Origin of the sequence: Caballeronia sp. AZ7_KS35, from assembly GCF_023631045.1 — a bacterium.
Classification (GTDB): Bacteria; Pseudomonadota; Gammaproteobacteria; order Burkholderiales; family Burkholderiaceae; genus Caballeronia; species Caballeronia zhejiangensis.
Genome location: NZ_JALQDV010000017.1, coordinates 130,839 through 149,545, shown reverse-complemented (window position 1 = coordinate 149,545; position 18,707 = coordinate 130,839). Strand labels below are relative to the sequence as shown.

General features: G+C 63.1%; 16 protein-coding genes. 8 read left to right on the top strand and 8 right to left on the bottom strand.

The features are described 5' to 3' along the window. Window positions 1–38: 38 nt before the first annotated feature. On the top strand, window positions 39–851 hold the full coding sequence (pyrF, locus tag NCT05_RS14425; RefSeq protein ID WP_250502622.1) for an orotidine-5'-phosphate decarboxylase: 813 nt from the start codon (window positions 39–41) through the stop codon (window positions 849–851). 9 nt (window positions 852–860) lie between these two features. Here pyrF and NCT05_RS14420 read toward each other — a convergent pair whose 3' ends face one another. From NCT05_RS14420 to thiL, 4 genes are read right to left on the bottom strand one after another with little or no spacing between them, the layout of a single operon-like run. Next, window positions 861–4,175 carry a DEAD/DEAH box helicase gene (locus NCT05_RS14420; RefSeq protein ID WP_250502621.1) on the bottom strand — a complete coding sequence of 1,105 codons (3,315 nt, stop codon included), beginning with the start codon at window positions 4,173–4,175 and terminating at the stop codon, window positions 861–863. Window positions 4,176–4,190: 15 nt separating this feature from the next. After that, window positions 4,191–4,691 carry a nicotinamide-nucleotide amidase gene (pncC, locus tag NCT05_RS14415; protein WP_250502620.1) on the bottom strand — a complete coding sequence of 167 codons (501 nt, stop codon included), beginning with the start codon at window positions 4,689–4,691 and terminating at the stop codon, window positions 4,191–4,193. A gap of 27 nt (window positions 4,692–4,718) precedes the next feature. Continuing rightward, complete coding sequence (locus NCT05_RS14410; protein WP_244807630.1) at window positions 4,719–5,252, bottom strand: phosphatidylglycerophosphatase A family protein; 534 nt, start codon at window positions 5,250–5,252, stop codon at window positions 4,719–4,721. Further along, on the bottom strand, window positions 5,242–6,231 hold the full coding sequence (thiL, locus tag NCT05_RS14405) for a thiamine-phosphate kinase (protein ID WP_250502619.1): 990 nt from the start codon (window positions 6,229–6,231) through the stop codon (window positions 5,242–5,244). Before thiL ends, NCT05_RS14410 begins: the two co-directional genes overlap by 11 nt. Before the next feature lie 242 nt (window positions 6,232–6,473). Between thiL and NCT05_RS14400 the strand changes: the two genes are divergently transcribed. From NCT05_RS14400 to NCT05_RS14390, 3 genes are all read left to right on the top strand, one after another. Continuing rightward, entirely contained in the window at window positions 6,474–8,768 is a 2,295-nt protein-coding gene (locus NCT05_RS14400) for an NADP-dependent malic enzyme (protein ID WP_250502618.1), read from the top strand. A gap of 411 nt (window positions 8,769–9,179) precedes the next feature. Further along, a complete protein-coding gene (locus NCT05_RS14395; RefSeq protein ID WP_250502617.1) occupies window positions 9,180–9,674 on the top strand; it encodes a guanyl-specific ribonuclease in 495 nt (164 codons plus the stop codon). A gap of 4 nt (window positions 9,675–9,678) precedes the next feature. Next, window positions 9,679–10,242, top strand: coding sequence for a barstar family protein (locus NCT05_RS14390; RefSeq protein WP_250502616.1), 564 nt, complete (start codon window positions 9,679–9,681; stop codon window positions 10,240–10,242). Between the two features lie 66 nt (window positions 10,243–10,308). Here NCT05_RS14390 and NCT05_RS14385 read toward each other — a convergent pair whose 3' ends face one another. Together NCT05_RS14385 and NCT05_RS14380 are read right to left on the bottom strand one after the other, a co-directional pair. Continuing rightward, the gene (locus NCT05_RS14385; RefSeq protein ID WP_250502615.1) at window positions 10,309–11,046 is read right to left on the bottom strand and encodes a 16S rRNA (uracil(1498)-N(3))-methyltransferase; all 738 of its coding nucleotides are present in this window, start codon (window positions 11,044–11,046) and stop codon (window positions 10,309–10,311) included. Between the two features lie 53 nt (window positions 11,047–11,099). Continuing rightward, window positions 11,100–11,513: a VOC family protein gene (locus NCT05_RS14380; RefSeq protein WP_008342874.1), complete on the bottom strand. Its 414-nt coding sequence runs from the start codon at window positions 11,511–11,513 to the stop codon at window positions 11,100–11,102. A 432-nt stretch (window positions 11,514–11,945) separates the two neighbouring features. Between NCT05_RS14380 and tkt the strand changes: the two genes are divergently transcribed. Next, entirely contained in the window at window positions 11,946–14,000 is a 2,055-nt protein-coding gene (tkt, locus tag NCT05_RS14375; RefSeq protein ID WP_250502614.1) for a transketolase, read from the top strand. 47 nt (window positions 14,001–14,047) lie between these two features. After that, window positions 14,048–15,058 (top strand): type I glyceraldehyde-3-phosphate dehydrogenase, encoded by a 1,011-nt coding sequence (gap, locus tag NCT05_RS14370; protein WP_008342872.1) that lies wholly within the window; start codon window positions 14,048–14,050, stop codon window positions 15,056–15,058. 53 nt (window positions 15,059–15,111) lie between these two features. Here gap and NCT05_RS14365 read toward each other — a convergent pair whose 3' ends face one another. Then, window positions 15,112–15,807, bottom strand: a complete 696-nt coding sequence (locus tag NCT05_RS14365) for a FadR/GntR family transcriptional regulator (protein WP_250502613.1) — start codon at window positions 15,805–15,807, stop codon at window positions 15,112–15,114. Between the two features lie 228 nt (window positions 15,808–16,035). On the opposite strand from NCT05_RS14365, the gene NCT05_RS14360 reads away from it, so the two are divergent. Further along, window positions 16,036–17,364, top strand: a complete 1,329-nt coding sequence (locus tag NCT05_RS14360) for a C4-dicarboxylate transporter DctA (protein WP_008342869.1) — start codon at window positions 16,036–16,038, stop codon at window positions 17,362–17,364. Between the two features lie 79 nt (window positions 17,365–17,443). Next, complete coding sequence (locus tag NCT05_RS14355; protein ID WP_250502612.1) at window positions 17,444–17,953, top strand: ureidoglycolate lyase; 510 nt, start codon at window positions 17,444–17,446, stop codon at window positions 17,951–17,953. Window positions 17,954–18,094: 141 nt separating this feature from the next. Here NCT05_RS14355 and fur read toward each other — a convergent pair whose 3' ends face one another. Further along, window positions 18,095–18,523, bottom strand: coding sequence for a ferric iron uptake transcriptional regulator (fur, locus tag NCT05_RS14350; protein ID WP_008342866.1), 429 nt, complete (start codon window positions 18,521–18,523; stop codon window positions 18,095–18,097). Window positions 18,524–18,707: the final 184 nt, after the last annotated feature.

Genomic DNA, 18,707 nt, shown 5'->3' with positions numbered 1-18,707 from the left:
AAAATGCGTGGCATCGACGTTTTCAACATCTTCCCGCCATGTCCTTCATCGAATCGCTCAATGCCGCGTGGTCGCGGACTCAATCGCTTCTGTGCGTCGGCCTCGACCCGGAGCCGGCGAAGTTTCCCGGCGCACTCAACGGCCGCGCCGACGCGATCTTCGAGTTCTGCAAGACCATCGTCGATGCAACCGCGCCGTATGCATCGTCGTTCAAGCCGCAGATCGCGTACTTCGCGGCGCATCGCGCGGAAGATCAGCTCGAAGCGTTGATCGCGCATATCCACGAGAAGCACGCCGGCATTCCGGTGATTCTCGATGCGAAGCGCGGCGATATCGGCAGCACGGCCGAGCAGTACGCGAAGGAAGCGTTCGAGCGCTATCGGGCCGATGCCGTCACCGTGAATCCGTACATGGGCTTCGATTCGATCGAGCCGTATCTCGCGCATGAGGGCAAAGGCGTGATCGTGCTGTGCCGTACGTCGAACGCGGGCGGCTCCGATCTGCAATTTCTCACGACCGATGGCAAGCCGCTGTATCAGGTCGTCGCCAGGCTCACGGCGGAAAAGTGGAATGACAAGGGCCAGTTGGGCCTCGTCGTCGGTGCGACGTTTCCGAAGGAAATCGAAACGGTACGCGGGATCGTCGGCGACATGCCGCTTCTGATTCCGGGCATCGGCGCCCAAGGCGGCGATGTCGAAGCAACCGTGCGGGCGGGCCGCACCGCGAACGGCACGGGCATGTTGATCAATTCGTCGCGCGCGATCATCTACGCCGGCAAGGGCGATCATTACGCGCAAGCGGCGGCCGAAGCCGCGAAGAAGACGCGCGATACGATCAATCAGTATCGGTGAGCGCGCGCTTCAACTATCGGCAATAGGCGCGAACAGCGCCTCGATGTCTTCGGCGGAGAACTTCTCCACCGCGCGCGCATCTTCGGACAGAATGCCCGCCGCGAGCGCTGCCTTTCGCTCCTGCATCTCCAGAATCTTTTCTTCGATGCTCCCGGCCGCGACGAGCTTGTACACGAACACCGGCTTTTCCTGGCCGATGCGGTGCGCGCGATCCGTCGCCTGATTCTCGGCCGCCGGATTCCACCACGGATCGTAATGAATGACGGTATCGGCCGCCGTCAGGTTCAGGCCGACGCCGCCCGCCTTCAGGCTGATCAGGAAGACCGGCGCTTCGCCCGCCTGGAAGCGCTGCACCGGCGTCTTGCGGTCGGAGGTGTCGCCCGTCAGCGTGACGTACGCGAGACCGGCCTCGTCGAGCGCGGCGGCGATGATCGCGAGCATGCCCGTGAACTGCGAGAAAACGAGCACGCGCCGGCCCTCCTCGATGAGCGCCGGAAGCATCTCGAGCAACAGCGCGAGCTTGGCCGATCCCGCGGTTTTCGGCGCGCCCGGCAGCTTGACGAGCGACGGATCGCAGCACACTTGCCGCAGTTTCAGCAACGCGTCGAGCATCACGATATGGCTGCGTGCGAACCCCTGCTTCGAGATAGCGTCGCGCACCTTCTTCTGCATCGCGGCACGCACGGTTTCATAGAGATCACGCTGTGCGTCTTCGAGTTCGACGCTGCGCACGATCATTGTCTTCGGCGGCAATTCCGTCGCGACTTCATCTTTGCGGCGGCGAAGCATGAACGGGCGAATCCGGCGCGCGAGCAGATCGCGGCGCATCGCGTCGTTCTGCTTTTCGATAGGCTTGCGCCAGCGAGAGGCGAACTCCTTTTTCGAGCCGAGAAAGCCGGGCAGCAGGAAATCGAACTGCGACCAAAGTTCGCCCAGATGATTCTCCAGCGGCGTCCCCGTGAGACAGAGCCGATGCCGCGCGCCCAACGTGCGAACCACGCCCGCCGCCTTGCTCGATGCGTTCTTCACGTAATGCGCTTCGTCGAGTATCAACAGGTGATAGTCGTGCTGCGACAGCGCTTCGTGATCGCGCCAGACGAGCGCATACGTCGTCACGACGAGGTCGTGCCGCACAATTTCCGTGAAGCGTTCGTGACGCAACGCGCCATGCAGATCGAGCACTTTCAGCGAGGGCGCGAAGCGGCGCGCTTCGTCGATCCAGTTGTTGACGAGCGTGGTCGGCACGACGATCAGCGCCGGGCTCGTGAGCCGGCCCGCCTCCTTCTCGACGAGTATGTGCGCGAGCGTCTGTATGGTCTTGCCGAGCCCCATGTCGTCGGCGAGCACGCCGGCGATATCGTGTTCGCGCAGGAATTGCATCCAGTCGACGCCCTCGCGCTGATAGTCACGCAGCGTCGCTTGAAGCCCGCGTGGGGCGTCGATGCGGCGCGTTCCCGCGACGTTGCGTAGCCGTTTCGCAAGTTCGATGACCGACGCGTCGCCATCGAATTGCCAGCGAAGCGTTTCGTCGGCGGCGGCGAGACGGCCGGCTTCGAGCGCCTGCAGCCGCAGTGACGCGTCGGCTTTCGGCTCGGCGCGGTCGAACAGGTCGATGAGCGCGCGCACGAGCGGCTTGATCCGCGCGGCGCGCAGCGCGAAGCGCCTGCCTTCGTGCGTGCGGAATTCGACGGCGTGCGCATCGTCGATGGCGTCGATCGCGCCGTTCAACCAGCGGCGATCCCGGGCGAAAAGTTCGGCGAGCAACGGTTCGAGGCGCACGCGCTCCGTCTCGACGAGGATGCCCAACTCGAGATCGAACCAGCCGTTTTCGGCGGCGCGCGCGGTCGCGTCGATTTGCTCGACCTCGACGACATCGAAGCGCGAATTGGGCGTGATCTCGATGCGCCAGCCGGCGTCGCGCAAAGCGGGAATGTCGTCGCTGACGAACGCCGGCCACGCGTCGCGCGCCGGCATGATGAAGCCGCCCGCATACGGTGAGTCGGCGCGGCTGACAGGCGCGCCGGAGACCGACTTCATCCCGCGTCCGAGCAGGCGTCCGGCGCATGCATCTTCGATATCGATCCGGCGCGCGATACGGACGAGCTCGCCGTCCGCGAGCCGCAAAAGAGCGTCGGGACTGTTCGCCGCGATCGTCACGCCGCCGTAGTCGAAATCGAGCAACGCGATGTCCAGTTCGGTCGCGGGCATATCCAGCCTGGCGGGTGCATCGAGCAACAGCGTATCGAGCGTGAGGACGGGCGCCGGCGTCGCGTCGATCGTGCGTATTCCGGTCTCGCCGTCGGAGGGCGGCGCGGGCAGATCGGGCGCGAATTCGGCGAGCGCGTTACGCACGGCGGCCGCTTCGTCGAGCGTGAGCACCGGCATCGACAGATAATCGGCGAGCAGTTCGTCCGAAATCGGTACGTCGATGGATCCGGTTTCGTTCGTAACGATGTCGATGTACAACGGCGGCTCGGTCGGCAATGTGACGTTCGATTCCGGCGACGTTTCGAGCGAGGCGAAGATCATGTCGTCGCCGTGCGGAATCCATTCGATGTTTCCGCTGCGCATCGCGCCTTCGCGCAACGGCTGTGCGAGTCGCGGATCCCGGATGTCCGGTTCGAAGTAGAGGCGGCCCGTCGCGAGCATCATCTGCCAGACGATCGCGCCGCGCTTGCCCTTCAGCGCGTAGTAGCCGCTTGAACCTCCGCGCTCGTTCCTGAGCGCACGGACGATGGGTTCATCTGCCGGCGTCACGAATTTCGGCGGATTGTTCCACTGGGCGTAATTTGGATACCACGCTTCGGTCGCGCGAATGTCGCCGTTGGTGCCGAGCCGCGCCTTCAGCATTGCGATCTCGAAAGGCAGCGCCCCGTACATGGACGGAACGAGCACATAGAGAATTTGGTAGTTTGCGCCTGTCGTGCGCCGGACCGCTGTCGCGCGTGCCCGACGCGTCGCCTCGACCTTCGCCCGAAAGCTGGAAAGCCACTGCTCGACCTCGAAACTCACGCCCGTTTGATCGGCTGCTTGCGTGCGATCCAGATAGGCGAGCAGCGTCGCCGCGACATGCTTGCATTCGTAACCGACGGGACAAGAGCAATAGCCGCGCGGCCGTTCTTCGCGGAAGGAAATCTCGACCGAGTACGGCTGTAGCTGCGTGCCGGGCACGCGCGCGCGCAGGATTTCGCCCGTCCAGCCGAGATCGCGCACCGCATTAACGTAGTCGAGCGCCTTGCCGAAGGTCTTCTGACCCATCCAGCGGGCCACCTGATCCTTGCTGAACGTGATGGAATCGGCCGGATTGTCGATGCGCTTGTTCATGCGATAGACGCTCGCTCAGCGCTCGCTCTGATCCATGAACTCCAGCAGCCTGCGCAAGGCATGCGCGGCGGCCTGCGTTCTGACCTGTTCGCGATCGCCCTTGAAATGCTGCGTCTCGATCTGCGTATTCAGACGATTGCTCCATCCGAAGCACACGGTTCCAACCGGCTTCGCCTCGCTGCCGCCCGCCGGTCCCGCCACGCCCGTAATCGATACCGAGACCTGCGCGCGGCTGTTGCGCAGCGCGCCTTCGGCCATGGCCTTCGCGACCGGCTCGCTGACCGCGCCGTGCTGTTCGATCAGCGTCGCGCGCACGCCGATCATTTCGATCTTCGCGAGATTCGAATACGTGACGAAGCCGCGCTCGAACCACGCGCTGCTGCCGGAAATATCGGTGATGGCGGTCGCGACCATGCCGCCCGTGCACGACTCAGCGGTGGCGAGCATCAGCCGTTCGGCGTGCAGCTTGTTGCCGACGCGAATCGCAAGTTGGTGAACGACGGTGTCGGTTGGCATGGCGGTGGTCCCGATGGATGGAAAAAATCAGACGGTCATGCGCCAGAGCGCGATCACGAGCAGCGTGAAGAACGCCGCGACGAGATCATCGAACATGATGCCGAAACCGCCTTTCAACCGGCGATCGAAATACCGGATGGGCGGCGGCTTCACCATGTCGAAGAAGCGGAACACGACGAACGCCCACAATTGTCCGGTGAAGGTCGCGGGCGTGACGAGCAGCAGCACGAGCCAGAACGCGACGATCTCGTCCCACACGACCGGCGACGGATCGTCGGTGCCCATTTTCTTGGCCGTGAAGCCGGTGAACCAGCATCCCGCAATGAAGCCGGCGACGATCAGCGCGCCCCATTCCGCGACCGTCAGATGCGGATTGAACACGACGAACGACACCCACGCGAATAATGTGCCGACCGTGCCCGGCACGATGGGAGACAGTCCGCTGCCGAAGCCGAGCGAAAGAATATGAAGCGGATGGTCGAGCATGAAGCGAGCGCTCGCCTTGCGCGGCTTGCTGCGCGGCGCGGCCGGGTCGCCCGCTAGCGTGGGGTCAGTTTGCATGGAAATGATCGAAGCCTTGCAACGTCAGGGAGAGCGGGGCGCCCGACGCATCGCGCCAGGCGATTGCGGGCGCACCGGATGACTCGATTGTACCGATGCGCGTCAGCGGCACTTTCACGTCCGTCGCGATCTTGGCGAGCGCGTCGCGGGCATCGATGGGCGCGGTGAAGCAGAGCTCGTAATCGTCGCCGCCCGCGAGCGTGCATTGACGGCGCGCGGTTTCGGGCAGCACGCGCACGGCGTCGGAGCACGGCACGGCATCGACATCGACGACCGCGCGCACGCGCGAGCGCTTCAGGATGTGCATGAGATCGCCCGCGAGGCCATCGGAGATATCGAGCGCCGCGTGCGCCACGCCGCGCAACGCCATGCCCAACGCGACGCGCGGTTCCGGGCGCTCCAGCGCGCGCCGCCAGGCGGAAGCTTCCGGCGCGGACCACTCGCCGCGAATCGCGCCGAGGCCCGCGCGCGCGTCGCCCAACGTGCCGGATACATAGATGTCGTCGCCGGGACGCGCCGCATCGCGACGCAATGCCGCACCCTGCGGCACGTCGCCGAACACCGTTATGCAGATGTTGAGCGGCCCGCTCGTCGTATCGCCGCCGACGAGCGCGCAATCGTGACTTTCCGCGAGCGCGAAGAGACCGTTGCTGAACGCTTCGAGCCACGTTTCGTCGGCGCGCGGCAACGCGAGCGCGAGCGTGAACGCGTGCGGCTTCGCGCCCATCGCGGCGAGATCGGATAGGTTCACCGCGAGCGCCTTGTGACCGAGCGCGTACGGATCGACATCGGGAAAGAAGTGGCGTCCTTCGACCAGCATGTCCGTCGAAATGGCGAGCTGATGGCCGACCGGCGGCGCGATAAGCGCGCAGTCGTCGCCGATGCCGAGCGGCTTCGCGGCCTCCTCGTCATGACGCGGGGAAGGCGCCGTCGCGCGGCGTGCAAAGAAACGGTCGATCAGTGAAAACTCGGAGAGCATGCGTCGGCGCTTGAGGTTGATTGTTGCAATGCACGATGAAAAACGCAGCGCGCCGAAACAGGCGCCGCATTTCGAAAACACTCGGCCGATGCCCGCGAAGGCTTGCCGGACGGACCGACCAGACGTTTTCCAGTCATGGCACTTGTAGCCGAAATGCATGGAGCGCGGTCCGAAACCGCGACTGATTGGCGCTACAATGCGTTCGAACTTCCATTCTAATTCCCGCACTGCTAGCCCGCCTTATGACGACTGACGCCAATACCAAGTTGCGCGAAGCTGCGCTCGACTATCACGAATTTCCGGTTCCCGGGAAGATCGCGATCGCGCCCACCAAGCAGATGATCAACCAGCGCGACCTCGCGCTGGCTTACTCGCCGGGCGTCGCGTTCGCGTGTGAAGCGATCGTCGAAGATCCGCTGAACGCCGCGCGCTTCACCGCGCGCAGCAATCTCGTCGGCGTCGTCAGCAATGGCACGGCCGTGCTGGGCCTCGGCAACATCGGGCCGCTCGCATCGAAGCCGGTGATGGAAGGCAAGGCCGTGCTCTTCAAGAAGTTCGCCGGCATCGACGTGTTCGATATCGAGCTGAACGAGAGCGATCCGCACAAGCTCGTCGACGTGATCGCCGCGCTCGAGCCGACTTTCGGCGGCATCAATCTGGAAGACATCAAGGCGCCGGACTGCTTCATCGTCGAACGCGAATGCCGCAAGCGCATGAAGATTCCCGTTTTCCACGACGATCAGCACGGCACGGCCATCGTCGTCGCGGCGGCGATCACGAACGGTCTGAAGGTGGTCGGCAAGAACATCGGCGAAGTGAAGCTCGTCGCGTCGGGCGCGGGCGCGGCGGCGCTGGCGTGCCTGAATCTGCTCGTCGATCTCGGCATGAAGCGCGAGAACATTTTCGTGACGGATCTGGCCGGCGTCGTCTACAAGGGCCGCACGGAGCTGATGGACCCGGACAAGGAGCTCTTCGCGCGCGAAACCAATGCGCGCACGCTCGCCGAAGTGATCGAAGGCGCGGACGTGTTCCTCGGGCTTTCGGCCGGCGGCGTGCTCAAGCAGGACATGGTCAAGCAGATGGCCGCGAAGCCGCTGATTCTCGCGCTCGCGAATCCGACGCCGGAAATCCTGCCGGAACTCGCGCTCGAAGTGCGCCCGGACGCCGTGCTCGCCACCGGCCGCACGGATTATCCGAATCAGGTCAACAACGTTCTGTGCTTCCCGTTCATCTTCCGCGGCGCGCTCGATGTTGGCGCGACCGTCATCACGAAGGAAATGGAAATCGCTGCGGTGAACGCGATCGCGGAACTGGCGCGTCAGGAGCAGAGCGATATCGTCGCGACGGCTTACGGCATTCAGGATTTGTCGTTCGGCCCGGAATATCTGATTCCGAAGCCTTTCGATCCGCGTCTCATCGTGAAGATCGCGCCGGCCGTCGCGAAGGCGGCGATGGACAGCGGCGTGGCGACGCGTCCAATCGAGGACATGGAAGCGTACGAGCAGCATCTGCAGCAGTTCGTCTATCACAGCGGCACGACGATGAAGCCCGTGTTCCAGCTCGCGCGCAGCGTCGAGCCGGAGAAGAAGCGCATCGTGTTCGCGGAGGGCGAGGAAGAGCGCGTGCTGCGCGCGGTGCAGATCGCCGTCGATGAAAAGATCGCGAAGCCGATTCTCATCGGCCGTCCGGCGGTCATCCAGCAACGCATCCAGAAATTCGGACTGCGTCTCGCGCCGGGCGTCGATTTCTCCGTGGTCGATACGGACCACGACGAGCGCTATCGCGATTTCTGGCAGACGTACGCGAAGATGATGGCGCGCAAAGGCATCAGCCAGCAGATGGCAAAGCTCGAAATGCGCCGCCGCACGACGCTGATCGGCGCGATGCTCGTGCAGAAGGGCGAAGCCGACGGCATGATCTGCGGCACGGTGAGCACGACGCATCGTCATCTGCACTTCATCGATCAGGTGATCGGAAAGAAGGAAGGCGCGAACGTGTACGCGGCAATGAACGCGCTCGTGCTGCCGGGGCGTCAGATTTTCATCGTCGATACGCACGTGAACGTCGATCCGACGCCCGAGCAGCTCGCCGAAATCACGATGCTCGCGGCGGAAGAAGTGAAGCGCTTCGGCATCGTGCCGAAGATCGCGCTCCTGTCGCATTCGAACTTCGGCACGAGCAATGCGCCGACCGCGCAGAAGATGCGCGACGTGCTCGCGATCCTCAAGGAACGCGCGCCCGATCTCGACGTCGACGGCGAAATGCACGGCGACGTGGCGCTCGATGCGCGTCTGCGCAAGGAAGTGCTGCCCGAATCGACGCTCGAAGGCGACGCGAACCTGCTGATCCTGCCGAACATCGACGCGGCGAACATCTCGTACAACCTGCTGAAGACGGCGGCGGGAAGCGGCATCGCGATCGGGCCGATCCTGCTCGGCGCGGCGAAGCCGGTTCACGTGCTCACTTCATCGGCGACGGTGCGGCGAATCGTCAACATGACGGCATTGCTGGTGGCGGATGCATCGGCGGCGCGCTGATCGCGGCTTGCTTTGACCAAGAACGCGGCGGGCTTTCCCGCCGCTTTTTTTTTGCGCGAAAAAAAAAGCGTGCCGTGGACACACGGCACGCCGCAAAAAAAGCAAAGGAGTGTTTGCTTTACACGCAAAAAGCGGGATCGAACGGCAAGCGCGATGCCGCGAAACTGGCGACGAGTGAGGCGGCTCGCCCAACGCTTCAGATCCCACGAGCAAATTATTATCCTGACTCGGATAAAAATCTCTCATACTTCGGTCAATTCTTCGGGATTACGTCATCAGAATTTGCGAGATCGGTCCAAAGTGCGAAAAAATTTCCGATTTTCGGGCGAACGTTGCTTCGCCCTGTCATTAGCGATACCCTTACATCTTTCATGGTCGTGAATTCTGGTGTAACGCGAGGACAACCGTTTGGTGACACGCGCGAGGGCTCTTTCGTTTTTCGTCGCCTTGAGCGTCCTTTTGGGCGCGTGCGGCAAGGGTGAACCTCGAAGCGGCGTTCAGGAAACGGTTGCTTCGGCGAGTCCGGCGCCCGTCTCGCCGGCCGAACCGGTCCGTGAAGCGCAGGTGCGGCAACCGCAAGCGACCGGCGAGCAGGAGCGCGACGGGCTGGCCACCGTCTACATTGCGCAGTTGCCCAAGCAGGCGGTCGCAACCTTGCGGCTGATCGAAGCGGGCGGCCCTTTCCCTTTCGAGAAGGACGGCGTCGTGTTCGGCAATCGCGAGCGTTTGCTTCCGCGGCATCCACGCGGCTACTACCACGAATACACCGTTCCCACGCCTCGCGCGCGGGATCGCGGCGCGCGCCGGATCGTGTGTGGCGGTCCGAAGAAGAAGCTCGACAATTGCTACTACACGGACGACCACTACGCCAGTTTCAAACGCATTGCGGATCAACTACGGGATTAACGGCATGAGCGACAACATCTACGCGCACGACCACAGCGTCGCGGGTGATCTTTTCGCCACCGGCGATGGCAACCTGTTCCAGCGAGTATTGCGGCTACGCATGACAGAACACGACAACAGACCCGACGACGAGACCAGGCCCGAGGAGCGCCATCCGCAAGAGGATTCGGAATCGCTGTTCGCAACCGTGCGGCCGAACATCGTGCAGTCGATCCGCGCGTTCCGGGTGCAGGATCTCGCGGACGAAGCGAACCGCCTCGGCCAGCATTTCCTGTACGCGTATCTCGGCCATGCGCAGAGCAAACAGGAAGTGCTCGAGACTATCGCTCTTTCGTTTCTCTTTCCCAAACACTTCGGCAAGAACTACGACGCGCTTTACGATTCGCTCACCGATCTCGTTCACAAGGCGGGCTCGCAACCGGGTTTCGTGATCGTGCTGGAACAACTGCCAATCGCGCAGAAGTTCGACAAGGAAGGCCGCGAAGTGCTGCTGGACGTATTCCGCGACGCGGCGGAATTCTGGGCGGAAAGGAAAGTGGCTTTCCGCGTGTTCTATTCGTTCGTCTGAGCGTTCGAACCAAGGCCGGTGCAAAGCCTGAAAAATAGCCCGATGGGTTTCCATCGGGCTATTTTTTTACCAGCCGGCCCAGCGCGCGGCCAGCGCCGCCAACACCGCGATGCCCGCCGTCTCCGTGCGCAGCACGCGCGGGCCGAGCCCGAGCGTGGAAAAACCCGCATCGACGATCGCGGTTTCTTCCGCGGGCGAAAAACCCGCTTCCGGCCCGATCAGCAAAGTGACGGGACTCGCCGGCGGATCGACGGGCAATGACGCAAAGCTGACTTCGGCGCGCGGCGAGAGAAGGAGGCGCAGTTCGCCGTTGATGGCGGCGGGCAGGTCGGCGAGCCAGGCGCCGAGATCGCGCGGCGGCGCAACCTCGGGCACGCGATTGCGCCCGCATTGCTCGCACGCCGCGCGCGTGAGCGCCTGCCAGTGCGCCTGACGACGCAATGCGCGCTCGCCGGCGAGACGCACGACGCCGCGCTCGGCCGTGATCGGCGCAATGCCCGAGACGCCGAGTTCCACCGCCTTCTCGATGAGCCAGTCCATCTTGTCGCCGCCCGCGACGCCTTGTGCGAGCGTCACGCGATACGGCGGCTCGGCTTCGCGATCGCTGTGTTCGTCGATGCGCGCGGTCGCCGCGCGTTTCGCGATATCGACGAGCTCGCCGCGATATTCGCCGCCGCGGCCATCGAAGAGTGTGATTGCATCGCCCGTTTGCAGACGCAGGACGTGCACATGACGCACGACGTCATCCGGAAGGGCGAAGGTTTGGCCTGCGCAGAGCGGGCCGTCGACATGAAAACGTGGCATGAATAATTGATCGCGGACTCGGCCGTCCGCGGATAGTGAGAATGCCTGCGCGCTCAGCGCAGATGCCGCGCGATCGCCCAGCGATAGCCGTCCGGATCTTCGATCTGCGCGAAGCGGTCGCCCCAGAACTGGTCCTGCGGCTCGATGAGCGCCTTCGCGCCGACTGCGAGCGCCTGATGGAACGTGGCGTCGACGTCATCGACGTATAAATAGAAGGACTGCGGCGCCATTTGCCCCGCGCTCTTCGGCGTGCGCGCCTGCGAACCGTACGCGCCTTCGGGCGCGAACATCACGATCAACTGCCCGCGATACGTCATCTCGACATGGATGACCGTGCCGTCGTCGTTGACGCTGTCGCGCACCGCGAAGCCTAGCGCTTTTTCATAAAACGCAATGCTCACGCGTGCGTCGCGCACGGTGAGATACGGAGTCAGCCAGGGCACGTCGGCGGGGCGAGGGTCGGTCATCGAAAGCACTCCTTGAAGCCTTGCTGCTGCACATTGGGAAACATTTTGCCATGAAGCCGTACGATCAATGGAGCGGCGAGGAACCTGCGCGATACGCCGCGCGCCGGACGGATTTCGCCAGATGAACGTCCGTTGACCGCGCGCGTTACCGTGTAAGGTCACGGATTGTCATGCTGCCGTGACAGTGTGGCGACGCGTGAAGTGCACGGAGCATGCCCGCGCCCGGGACGTCCGGACGCACCGGATTTGCGCCCTTACAGACGCGTGTCAATCGGACCGGTCTGTTAGAATGATGGGCTTCCGATCCTCGTCGTTTCTCGTCGTTTCCAAGTCGTTCCGGTCCTGAAAACGTGGTGTGTGCGGGTCCGGCCCGAGTGAGAAGTACTGCAAGAGAAGCACCGCGGATCATTTCAGCACCTGCCCAGACTCGACATGACGATCCCGACCTCCAGCCAGACCGCCCTCATGGCCAACGCAATCCGCGCGCTCGCCATGGACGCCGTTCAACAAGCCAACTCTGGCCATCCCGGCATGCCGATGGGCATGGCGGAAATCGGCGTCGCGCTGTGGTCGCGCCATCTGAAGCACAATCCCGCGAATCCGCACTGGTTCGATCGCGACCGTTTCGTGTTGTCGAACGGTCACGGCTCGATGTTGCTGTATTCGCTGCTGCACCTCACCGGCTACGACCTGCCGATGAGCGAGCTCAAGAACTTCCGTCAACTGCATTCGAAGACGCCGGGCCATCCGGAATACGGCATCACGGCCGGCGTCGAGACGACCACGGGCCCGCTCGGCCAGGGCGTCGGCAATGCGGTCGGCATGGCGCTCGCCGAGGCGCTGCTCGCCGCCGAATTCAACAAGGCTGACGCGAAGATCGTCGATCACTACACGTACGTGTTCCTCGGCGACGGCTGCCTGATGGAAGGCATTTCGCACGAAGCGTGCTCGCTCGCGGGCACGCTCAAGCTCAACAAGCTGATCGCGCTGTACGACGACAACGGCATTTCCATCGACGGCCACGTCGAGCACTGGTTCCACGACGACACGCCGAAGCGCTTCGAAGCGTATGGCTGGACCGTGATCCGCGCCGTGGACGGCCACAACGTCGATGCAGTCGATGCCGCTATCGCCGCCGCGAAGAAGTCGGACAAGCCGACGCTGATCTGCTGCCGCACGGTCATCGGCAAGGGCGCGCCGACGAAGGCGGGCGGTCACGACGCGCACGGCGCGCCGCTCGGCGACAAGGAAATCGCGGCGACGCGCGCGGCGATCGGCTGGAACTACGGTCCGTTCGAAATTCCGCAGGAAGTGTATGCGGCGTGGGACGCGAAGGAACAAGGCACGCACGCCGAAGCGGAATGGAACAAGGCGTTCGACGCCTATCGCGCGAAGTACGCGTCGGAAGCGAGCGAATTCACGCGCCGCATGAGCGGCGAGCTGCCGGCGAACTGGGCCGAAGCTGCCGCGAAGATCATCGAGGACGCGAATCAGAAGGCCGAAACCATCGCGACGCGCAAGGCCTCGCAGAACGCCATCGAAGGGCTGGCCGCGGCACTGCCGGAACTGCTCGGCGGCTCGGCCGACCTGACCGGCTCGAACCTCACCAACTGGAAGGCTTCCAAAGCCGTTCGCGCCGCAGGCGACGCCGAAAACGCGAATCCGGAACACGCGGGCATCCAGTGGGGCAATCACATCAACTACGGCGTGCGCGAGTTCGGCATGTCGGCTGCGATCAACGGCATCGCGCTGCATGGCGGCTATCGTCCGTTCGGCGGCACGTTCCTGACGTTCTCGGACTACAGCCGCAACGCGCTGCGCGTCGCCGCGCTGATGAAGTCGCGCTCGATCTTCGTCTTCACGCACGATTCCATCGGTCTCGGCGAAGACGGTCCGACGCACCAGTCGATCGAACATGTGTCGAGCCTGCGCCTGATCCCGAATCTGCAGACGTGGCGTCCGGCCGATACGGTGGAAACGGCGGTCGCGTGGACGCATTCGATCGCGCACAACGGCCCGTCGACGCTGATTTTCAGCCGCCAGAACCTGCAATTCTCGCCGCGCAACGACATTCAGATCGCCAACATCGCGAAGGGCGGCTACGTACTGCGCGACTGGAACGACGATATCCCCGCGCGCAAGATCATCCTCATCGCGACCGGCTCGGAAGTGCAGCTCGCGATGCAAGCCGTCGAGGCGCTGGCGAAGGAAGGCATCGGCGCGCGCGTCGTGTCGATGCCGTGCACGAACGTCTTCGACAAGCAGGACGCCGAGTATCGTGAGCGCGTGCTGCCGAAGGGCGTGGCGCGCGTGGCGATCGAAGCGGGCGTGACGGATTTCTGGCGCAAGTACGTGGGCCTCGAAGGCGGCGTGGTCGGCATCGACACGTTCGGCGAGTCGGCTCCGGCGGGCGCGCTGTTCAAGCATTTCGGCTTCACGGTGGAGCATGTTGTCGCGACGGCGAAGGCCGTCCTCGCCGCGCAGTAAAATTCGCGGTCAGCGAAGCAGGTTTTTTTAAGCCAAGGAGATAGACCATGACGATTCGCGTTGCAATCAACGGCTATGGCCGTATCGGCCGCAACACGCTGCGCGCCCTCTATGAAAACGGCAAGAAGCACGACATCGAGATCGTCGCCATCAACGACCTCGGCGATGCCAAGACCAACGCGCACCTGACGCAGTACGACACGGCGCACGGCAAGTTCCCGGGCGAAGTGTCGGTCGACGGCGATTACCTCGTCGTCAACGGCGACAAGATCCGCGTTCTGGCGAACCGCAACCCGGCCGAACTGCCGTGGGGCGAGCTGAAGGTCGACGTGGTGATGGAGTGCACCGGCTTCTTCACGACGAAGGAAAAGGCGAGCGCGCACATCAAGGGCGGCGCGAAGAAGGTCATCATCTCGGCGCCGGGCGGCAAGGACGTCGACGCGACCATCGTGTACGGCGTGAATCACAACGTGCTGAAGGCGTCGGACACGGTCATCTCGAACGCATCGTGCACGACGAACTGCCTCGCGCCGCTCGTCAAGCCGCTGAACGACAAGATCGGCTTGGTGAACGGTCTGATGACCACGATCCACGCCTACACGAACGACCAGGTTCTGACGGACGTGTACCACGAAGACCTGCGCCGCGCGCGCTCGGCCACGCACAGCCAGATCCCGACGAAGACGGGCGCTGCTTCGGCCGTCGGCCTCGTGCTGCCCGAGCTGAACGGCAAGCTGGATGGCTACGCGATCCGCGTCCCGACGATCAACGTGTCGGTCGTCGATCTGTCGTTCATCGCCGCGCGCGATACGACGGTCGAAGAGATCAACAAGATCATGAAGGAAGCGTCGGAAGGCGAACTGAAGGGCGTGCTCGGCTACAACGATGCGCCGCTGGTCTCGATCGACTACAACCACAACCCGGCTTCGTCGACGTTCGATTCGACGCTCACGAAGGTGTCGGGCCGTCTCGTGAAGGTGTCGAGCTGGTACGACAACGAATGGGGCTTCTCGAACCGCATGCTGGATACGGCGGTCGCCCTCGCGAACGCGAAGTAAGTTTCAGCCTGCTGAAACGACAAAGCCGCTCTTCGGAGCGGCTTTTTTTCGCCTCAAGCTTTGCTCGGAACGGGAAAATGCACGCCCGCGCGCTGCGCCGCGTTGACGATGTGACCTTCGATCGCGCGGCCGGCCTTCTCGCCGTCGCGCGCCTTCAGAGCCTCGATGATGACCGCGTGTTCGTGATACGTCGATAAAACCAGTTCGCGCCGATAGAACGGCAGCCGCTGGCTCTCCTTCATGATGTCGGCGCTGCCGCGCAGGATCGATTCGATCGCCGCATTGCCCGCGAGACTCACGATACGCATGTGAAACGCGAAGTCGAGTTGCGCGGCTTCGTCCAGCGCCGATTCCGTCAACGCGGCGTGCAGCGAGTCGAGATTGTCGTCGAGCCAGTCGATGTCCGCGTCGCCGATCGAATGTGCCGCGAGCCGCGCGACGAATCCCTCCAGCGCGAAGCGCATCTGATAGGTGTCGGGCAGCGACGCCTGATCCCCGAAGCGCCACGGATGTGCGTTGCTTGCCTGCGCACTGCTGACATACACGCCTTTTCCGGGCCGGATATGCAGCATGCCGAGCGCTTCGAGCGTCGAGAGCGCCTCGCGTAGCGACGCCCGGCTGATCGCCAGTTCTTCCGATAGCTGCCGCTGCGCCGGAAGCAGACTCCCGACCGGATACATGCTCGATTCGATGCGCTCGCGAATGGTCGCGATGGCGGCGTCGGTCACGGTATGCGGGACGTTTTTCATAGGAAGAAAACTGAATTGGCCGGTCTGACCGCCATTGTATGCGCGTGCCGTGCGCACGTGTGAACGACCGTGTCGCGGCCATTTCCGTACCCGGCCGGAACAGGGTAAACCGCTACCAATGCTTCCTTGACGGCTCTATATCGGCTTCCTAATATTCCCCATCACAGCACTGGTCCGACCAGTCGGAACAGTTGCTCTGGTCCCGAGACATTACACGAGGAGACGGTCGTGTCGAGATTTCTGAATTCGCTGTTCGGCAGGGTGATGATCGCGCTGGTCATCGGCGTGGTGGTCGGCGCGCTGTTTCCGCATTTCGGCCAGTCGTTGCGGCCTTTGGGCGACGGTTTCCTGAAGCTCATCAAGATGGTGATCGGACCGATCGTGTTCTGCGTCGTCGTGAGCGGCATGGCGAGCGCGGGCGATCTGAAGAAAGTGGGACGCGTCGGACTGAAGGCGGTCGTCTACTTCGAGATCATGACGACGCTCGCACTTGTCATCGGCGCGCTGCTCGCATGGTTCACGCGGCCGGGCGTCGGCATGAACATCGATCTGCACTCGCTCAATGCCGCGTCGCTCGCGACCTACACGGAGCACGCAAAAAGCCTGAAGGACACCGCGGGCTTCCTGTTGAAGATCATCCCCGACACCGCGATCGACGCTTTCGCCAAAGGCGACATCCTGCAAGTGCTCGTGTTTGCGATCTTGTTCGGCTCGGCGCTCTCGATGCTCGGCGAAAAGGCACAGCGCGTGACGATTTTCATCGACGAGCTGTCGCATGTGTTTTTCCGCATCATGGCGTTCATCATCAAGCTCGCGCCGCTCGGCGTGCTCGGCGCGATCGCCTTCACGACCGGCCAGTACGGCGTCGCGTCGCTCAAGCAGCTCGGCCTGCTCGTGATTGTGTTCTACGCGAGCTGCTTCCTGTTCGTTTTCGTCGTGCTGGGTATCGTGATGCGCCTCGCGGGCTTCTCGATCTTCAAGCTCGTGCGCTATCTGCGTGAGGAATTGTCGATCGTGCTCGGCACCGCGTCGTCGGATGCCGTGCTGCCGCAGATCATGCGCAAGCTCGAATGGATGGGCGTGAAGGATTCGACCGTCGGTCTCGTGATTCCGACCGGCTACTCGTTCAACCTTGACGGCTTCTCGATCTATCTCACGCTCGCGGTGATCTTCATCGCGCAGGCGACCAACACGCCGCTGTCGATGCATGACCTGATCGTCGTCGTGCTCGTGTCGCTGGTGACGTCGAAGGGCGCGCACGGCATTCCCGGCTCCGCGATCGTGATTCTCGCCGCGACGCTCTCCGCCATTCCCGCCATTCCCGTGCTCGGCCTCGTGCTGATCCTGCCAGTCGACTGGTTCGTCGGCATCGCGCGCGCAGTGACGAATCTGATCGGCAACTGCGTGGCGACGGTGGTCGTCGGCGTCTGGGAGAACGACATCGACCGGGCGCGCGCCAAACGCGTGCTCGATCAGGACGCCGAGTATCGCTTCGTGCCCGCCGCGCCGCAATCGGAGCAAGGCGCGCACGGCAACGAACACGCACACGCGATCTGACTCGACGCAACCCGGGCATTGAAATGACCGACTGTCGCGACACGCACCTCGCGGAATCGCGCTTCTTCGGAGGAATCGAATGAAAACATTGACGCTCGAACCGCTCACGCGCGAAGCCTTCGCCCCGTTCGGCGATGTCATCGAACTCGAAGGCGCGCGTCATTTCCCGATCAACGCGGGCACGACGGAGCGCTTTCACGATCTCGCGAACGTGGAAGTCGGCTTCGAAAGCGGAGGGCGGCCGCTTATCAACGTGTTTCGCGGCCAGCCGCGCCCGCAGCCGGTCGTGGTTTCGATGATGGAGCGCCATCCGCTCGGCAGTCAGGCTTTCGTGCCGCTCGCGGACGTGCGCTATCTCGTGGTCGTCGCGCCTGCGGACGAGTTCGATGCGGCTGGTCTGCGGGCCTTTTACGCGCGCGGCTGGCAGGGCGTGAACTATGCGCGCGGCGTGTGGCATCACCCGCTGATCGTGCTCGACGAGCCGAGCGATTTCATCGTCGTCGATCGCGGCGGCGACTTGCCGAATTGCGACGAAATCGACCTCCCCGAACGTTATGCGCTGATCGAAGCGGCCGCGCGCGCAGCTTGATACAACATGCCGTAATCGAAATGCAATTGCGAATCGATAGCATGCGCATAACATGAAACGTACGGGCGAAACGAAACCGCCGTCCATCGCGAGATGAACGGCGGTTTTTTCATCCGCGCGCCCAAGAGCGGCGCGCGAAGCTCAATGCTTGCGGTGCGGGCAGTTTTCCTTTGTGCATGCGCCGTACAGCGCGAGCGCATGCTCGTGGAGCTTGAAACCGCGTTCCTTCGCGATCGATTGCTGACGGCGTTCGATCTCCGCATCGAAAAACTCTTCGACGCGGCCGCAGTCGATGCACACGAGGTGATCGTGGTGCGATCCCTCGTTGAGCTCGAAGACGGCCTTGCCCGATTCGAAATTGCTTCGCGACAGCAGGCCGGCTTGCTCGAACTGCGTGAGCACGCGATAAACCGTCGCAAGACCGATATCGAGCTCTTCGTTGAGCAGGCTTCGATACACGTCTTCAGCGGTCAGATGGCGCACCGGACTGTGCTGGAAAATTTCGAGAATCTTGAGGCGGGGCAGGGTCGCCTTGAGCCCGATATTCTTGAGATCGGCGGGATTGGTCATGGCTAGGCATCCCTAGAGTACAATTCAAGGTTCTCATAGTAATGCGTTTTGCCAAATCCTGACATCCCAAGCGGCGTCAAGGCGTCAAGCTGAATTAGCTGAATGAGGGCCGAAATGAGTGCGGCCTTGAAGCGCCTCGCGTGAAAGGTGAAATGTTTTCCAAATATTTATCGAATTGCAGGGA

Bases quoted from the DNA above. Each gene is read 5' to 3' on its own strand.
- pyrF (WP_250502622.1), top strand. From the start codon at position 39: ATGTCCTTCATCGAATCGCTCAATGCCGCGTGGTCGCGGACTCAATCG.
- NCT05_RS14420 (WP_250502621.1), bottom strand. From the start codon at position 4,175: ATGAACAAGCGCATCGACAATCCGGCCGATTCCATCACGTTCAGCAAG.
- pncC (WP_250502620.1), bottom strand. From the start codon at position 4,691: ATGCCAACCGACACCGTCGTTCACCAACTTGCGATTCGCGTCGGCAAC.
- NCT05_RS14410 (WP_244807630.1), bottom strand. From the start codon at position 5,252: ATGCAAACTGACCCCACGCTAGCGGGCGACCCGGCCGCGCCGCGCAGC.
- thiL (WP_250502619.1), bottom strand. From the start codon at position 6,231: ATGCTCTCCGAGTTTTCACTGATCGACCGTTTCTTTGCACGCCGCGCG.
- NCT05_RS14400 (WP_250502618.1), top strand. From the start codon at position 6,474: ATGACGACTGACGCCAATACCAAGTTGCGCGAAGCTGCGCTCGACTAT.
- NCT05_RS14390 (WP_250502616.1), top strand. From the start codon at position 9,679: ATGAGCGACAACATCTACGCGCACGACCACAGCGTCGCGGGTGATCTT.
- NCT05_RS14385 (WP_250502615.1), bottom strand. From the start codon at position 11,046: ATGCCACGTTTTCATGTCGACGGCCCGCTCTGCGCAGGCCAAACCTTC.
- NCT05_RS14380 (WP_008342874.1), bottom strand. From the start codon at position 11,513: ATGACCGACCCTCGCCCCGCCGACGTGCCCTGGCTGACTCCGTATCTC.
- tkt (WP_250502614.1), top strand. From the start codon at position 11,946: ATGACGATCCCGACCTCCAGCCAGACCGCCCTCATGGCCAACGCAATC.
- gap (WP_008342872.1), top strand. From the start codon at position 14,048: ATGACGATTCGCGTTGCAATCAACGGCTATGGCCGTATCGGCCGCAAC.
- NCT05_RS14365 (WP_250502613.1), bottom strand. From the start codon at position 15,807: ATGAAAAACGTCCCGCATACCGTGACCGACGCCGCCATCGCGACCATT.
- NCT05_RS14355 (WP_250502612.1), top strand. From the start codon at position 17,444: ATGAAAACATTGACGCTCGAACCGCTCACGCGCGAAGCCTTCGCCCCG.
- fur (WP_008342866.1), bottom strand. From the start codon at position 18,523: ATGACCAATCCCGCCGATCTCAAGAATATCGGGCTCAAGGCGACCCTG.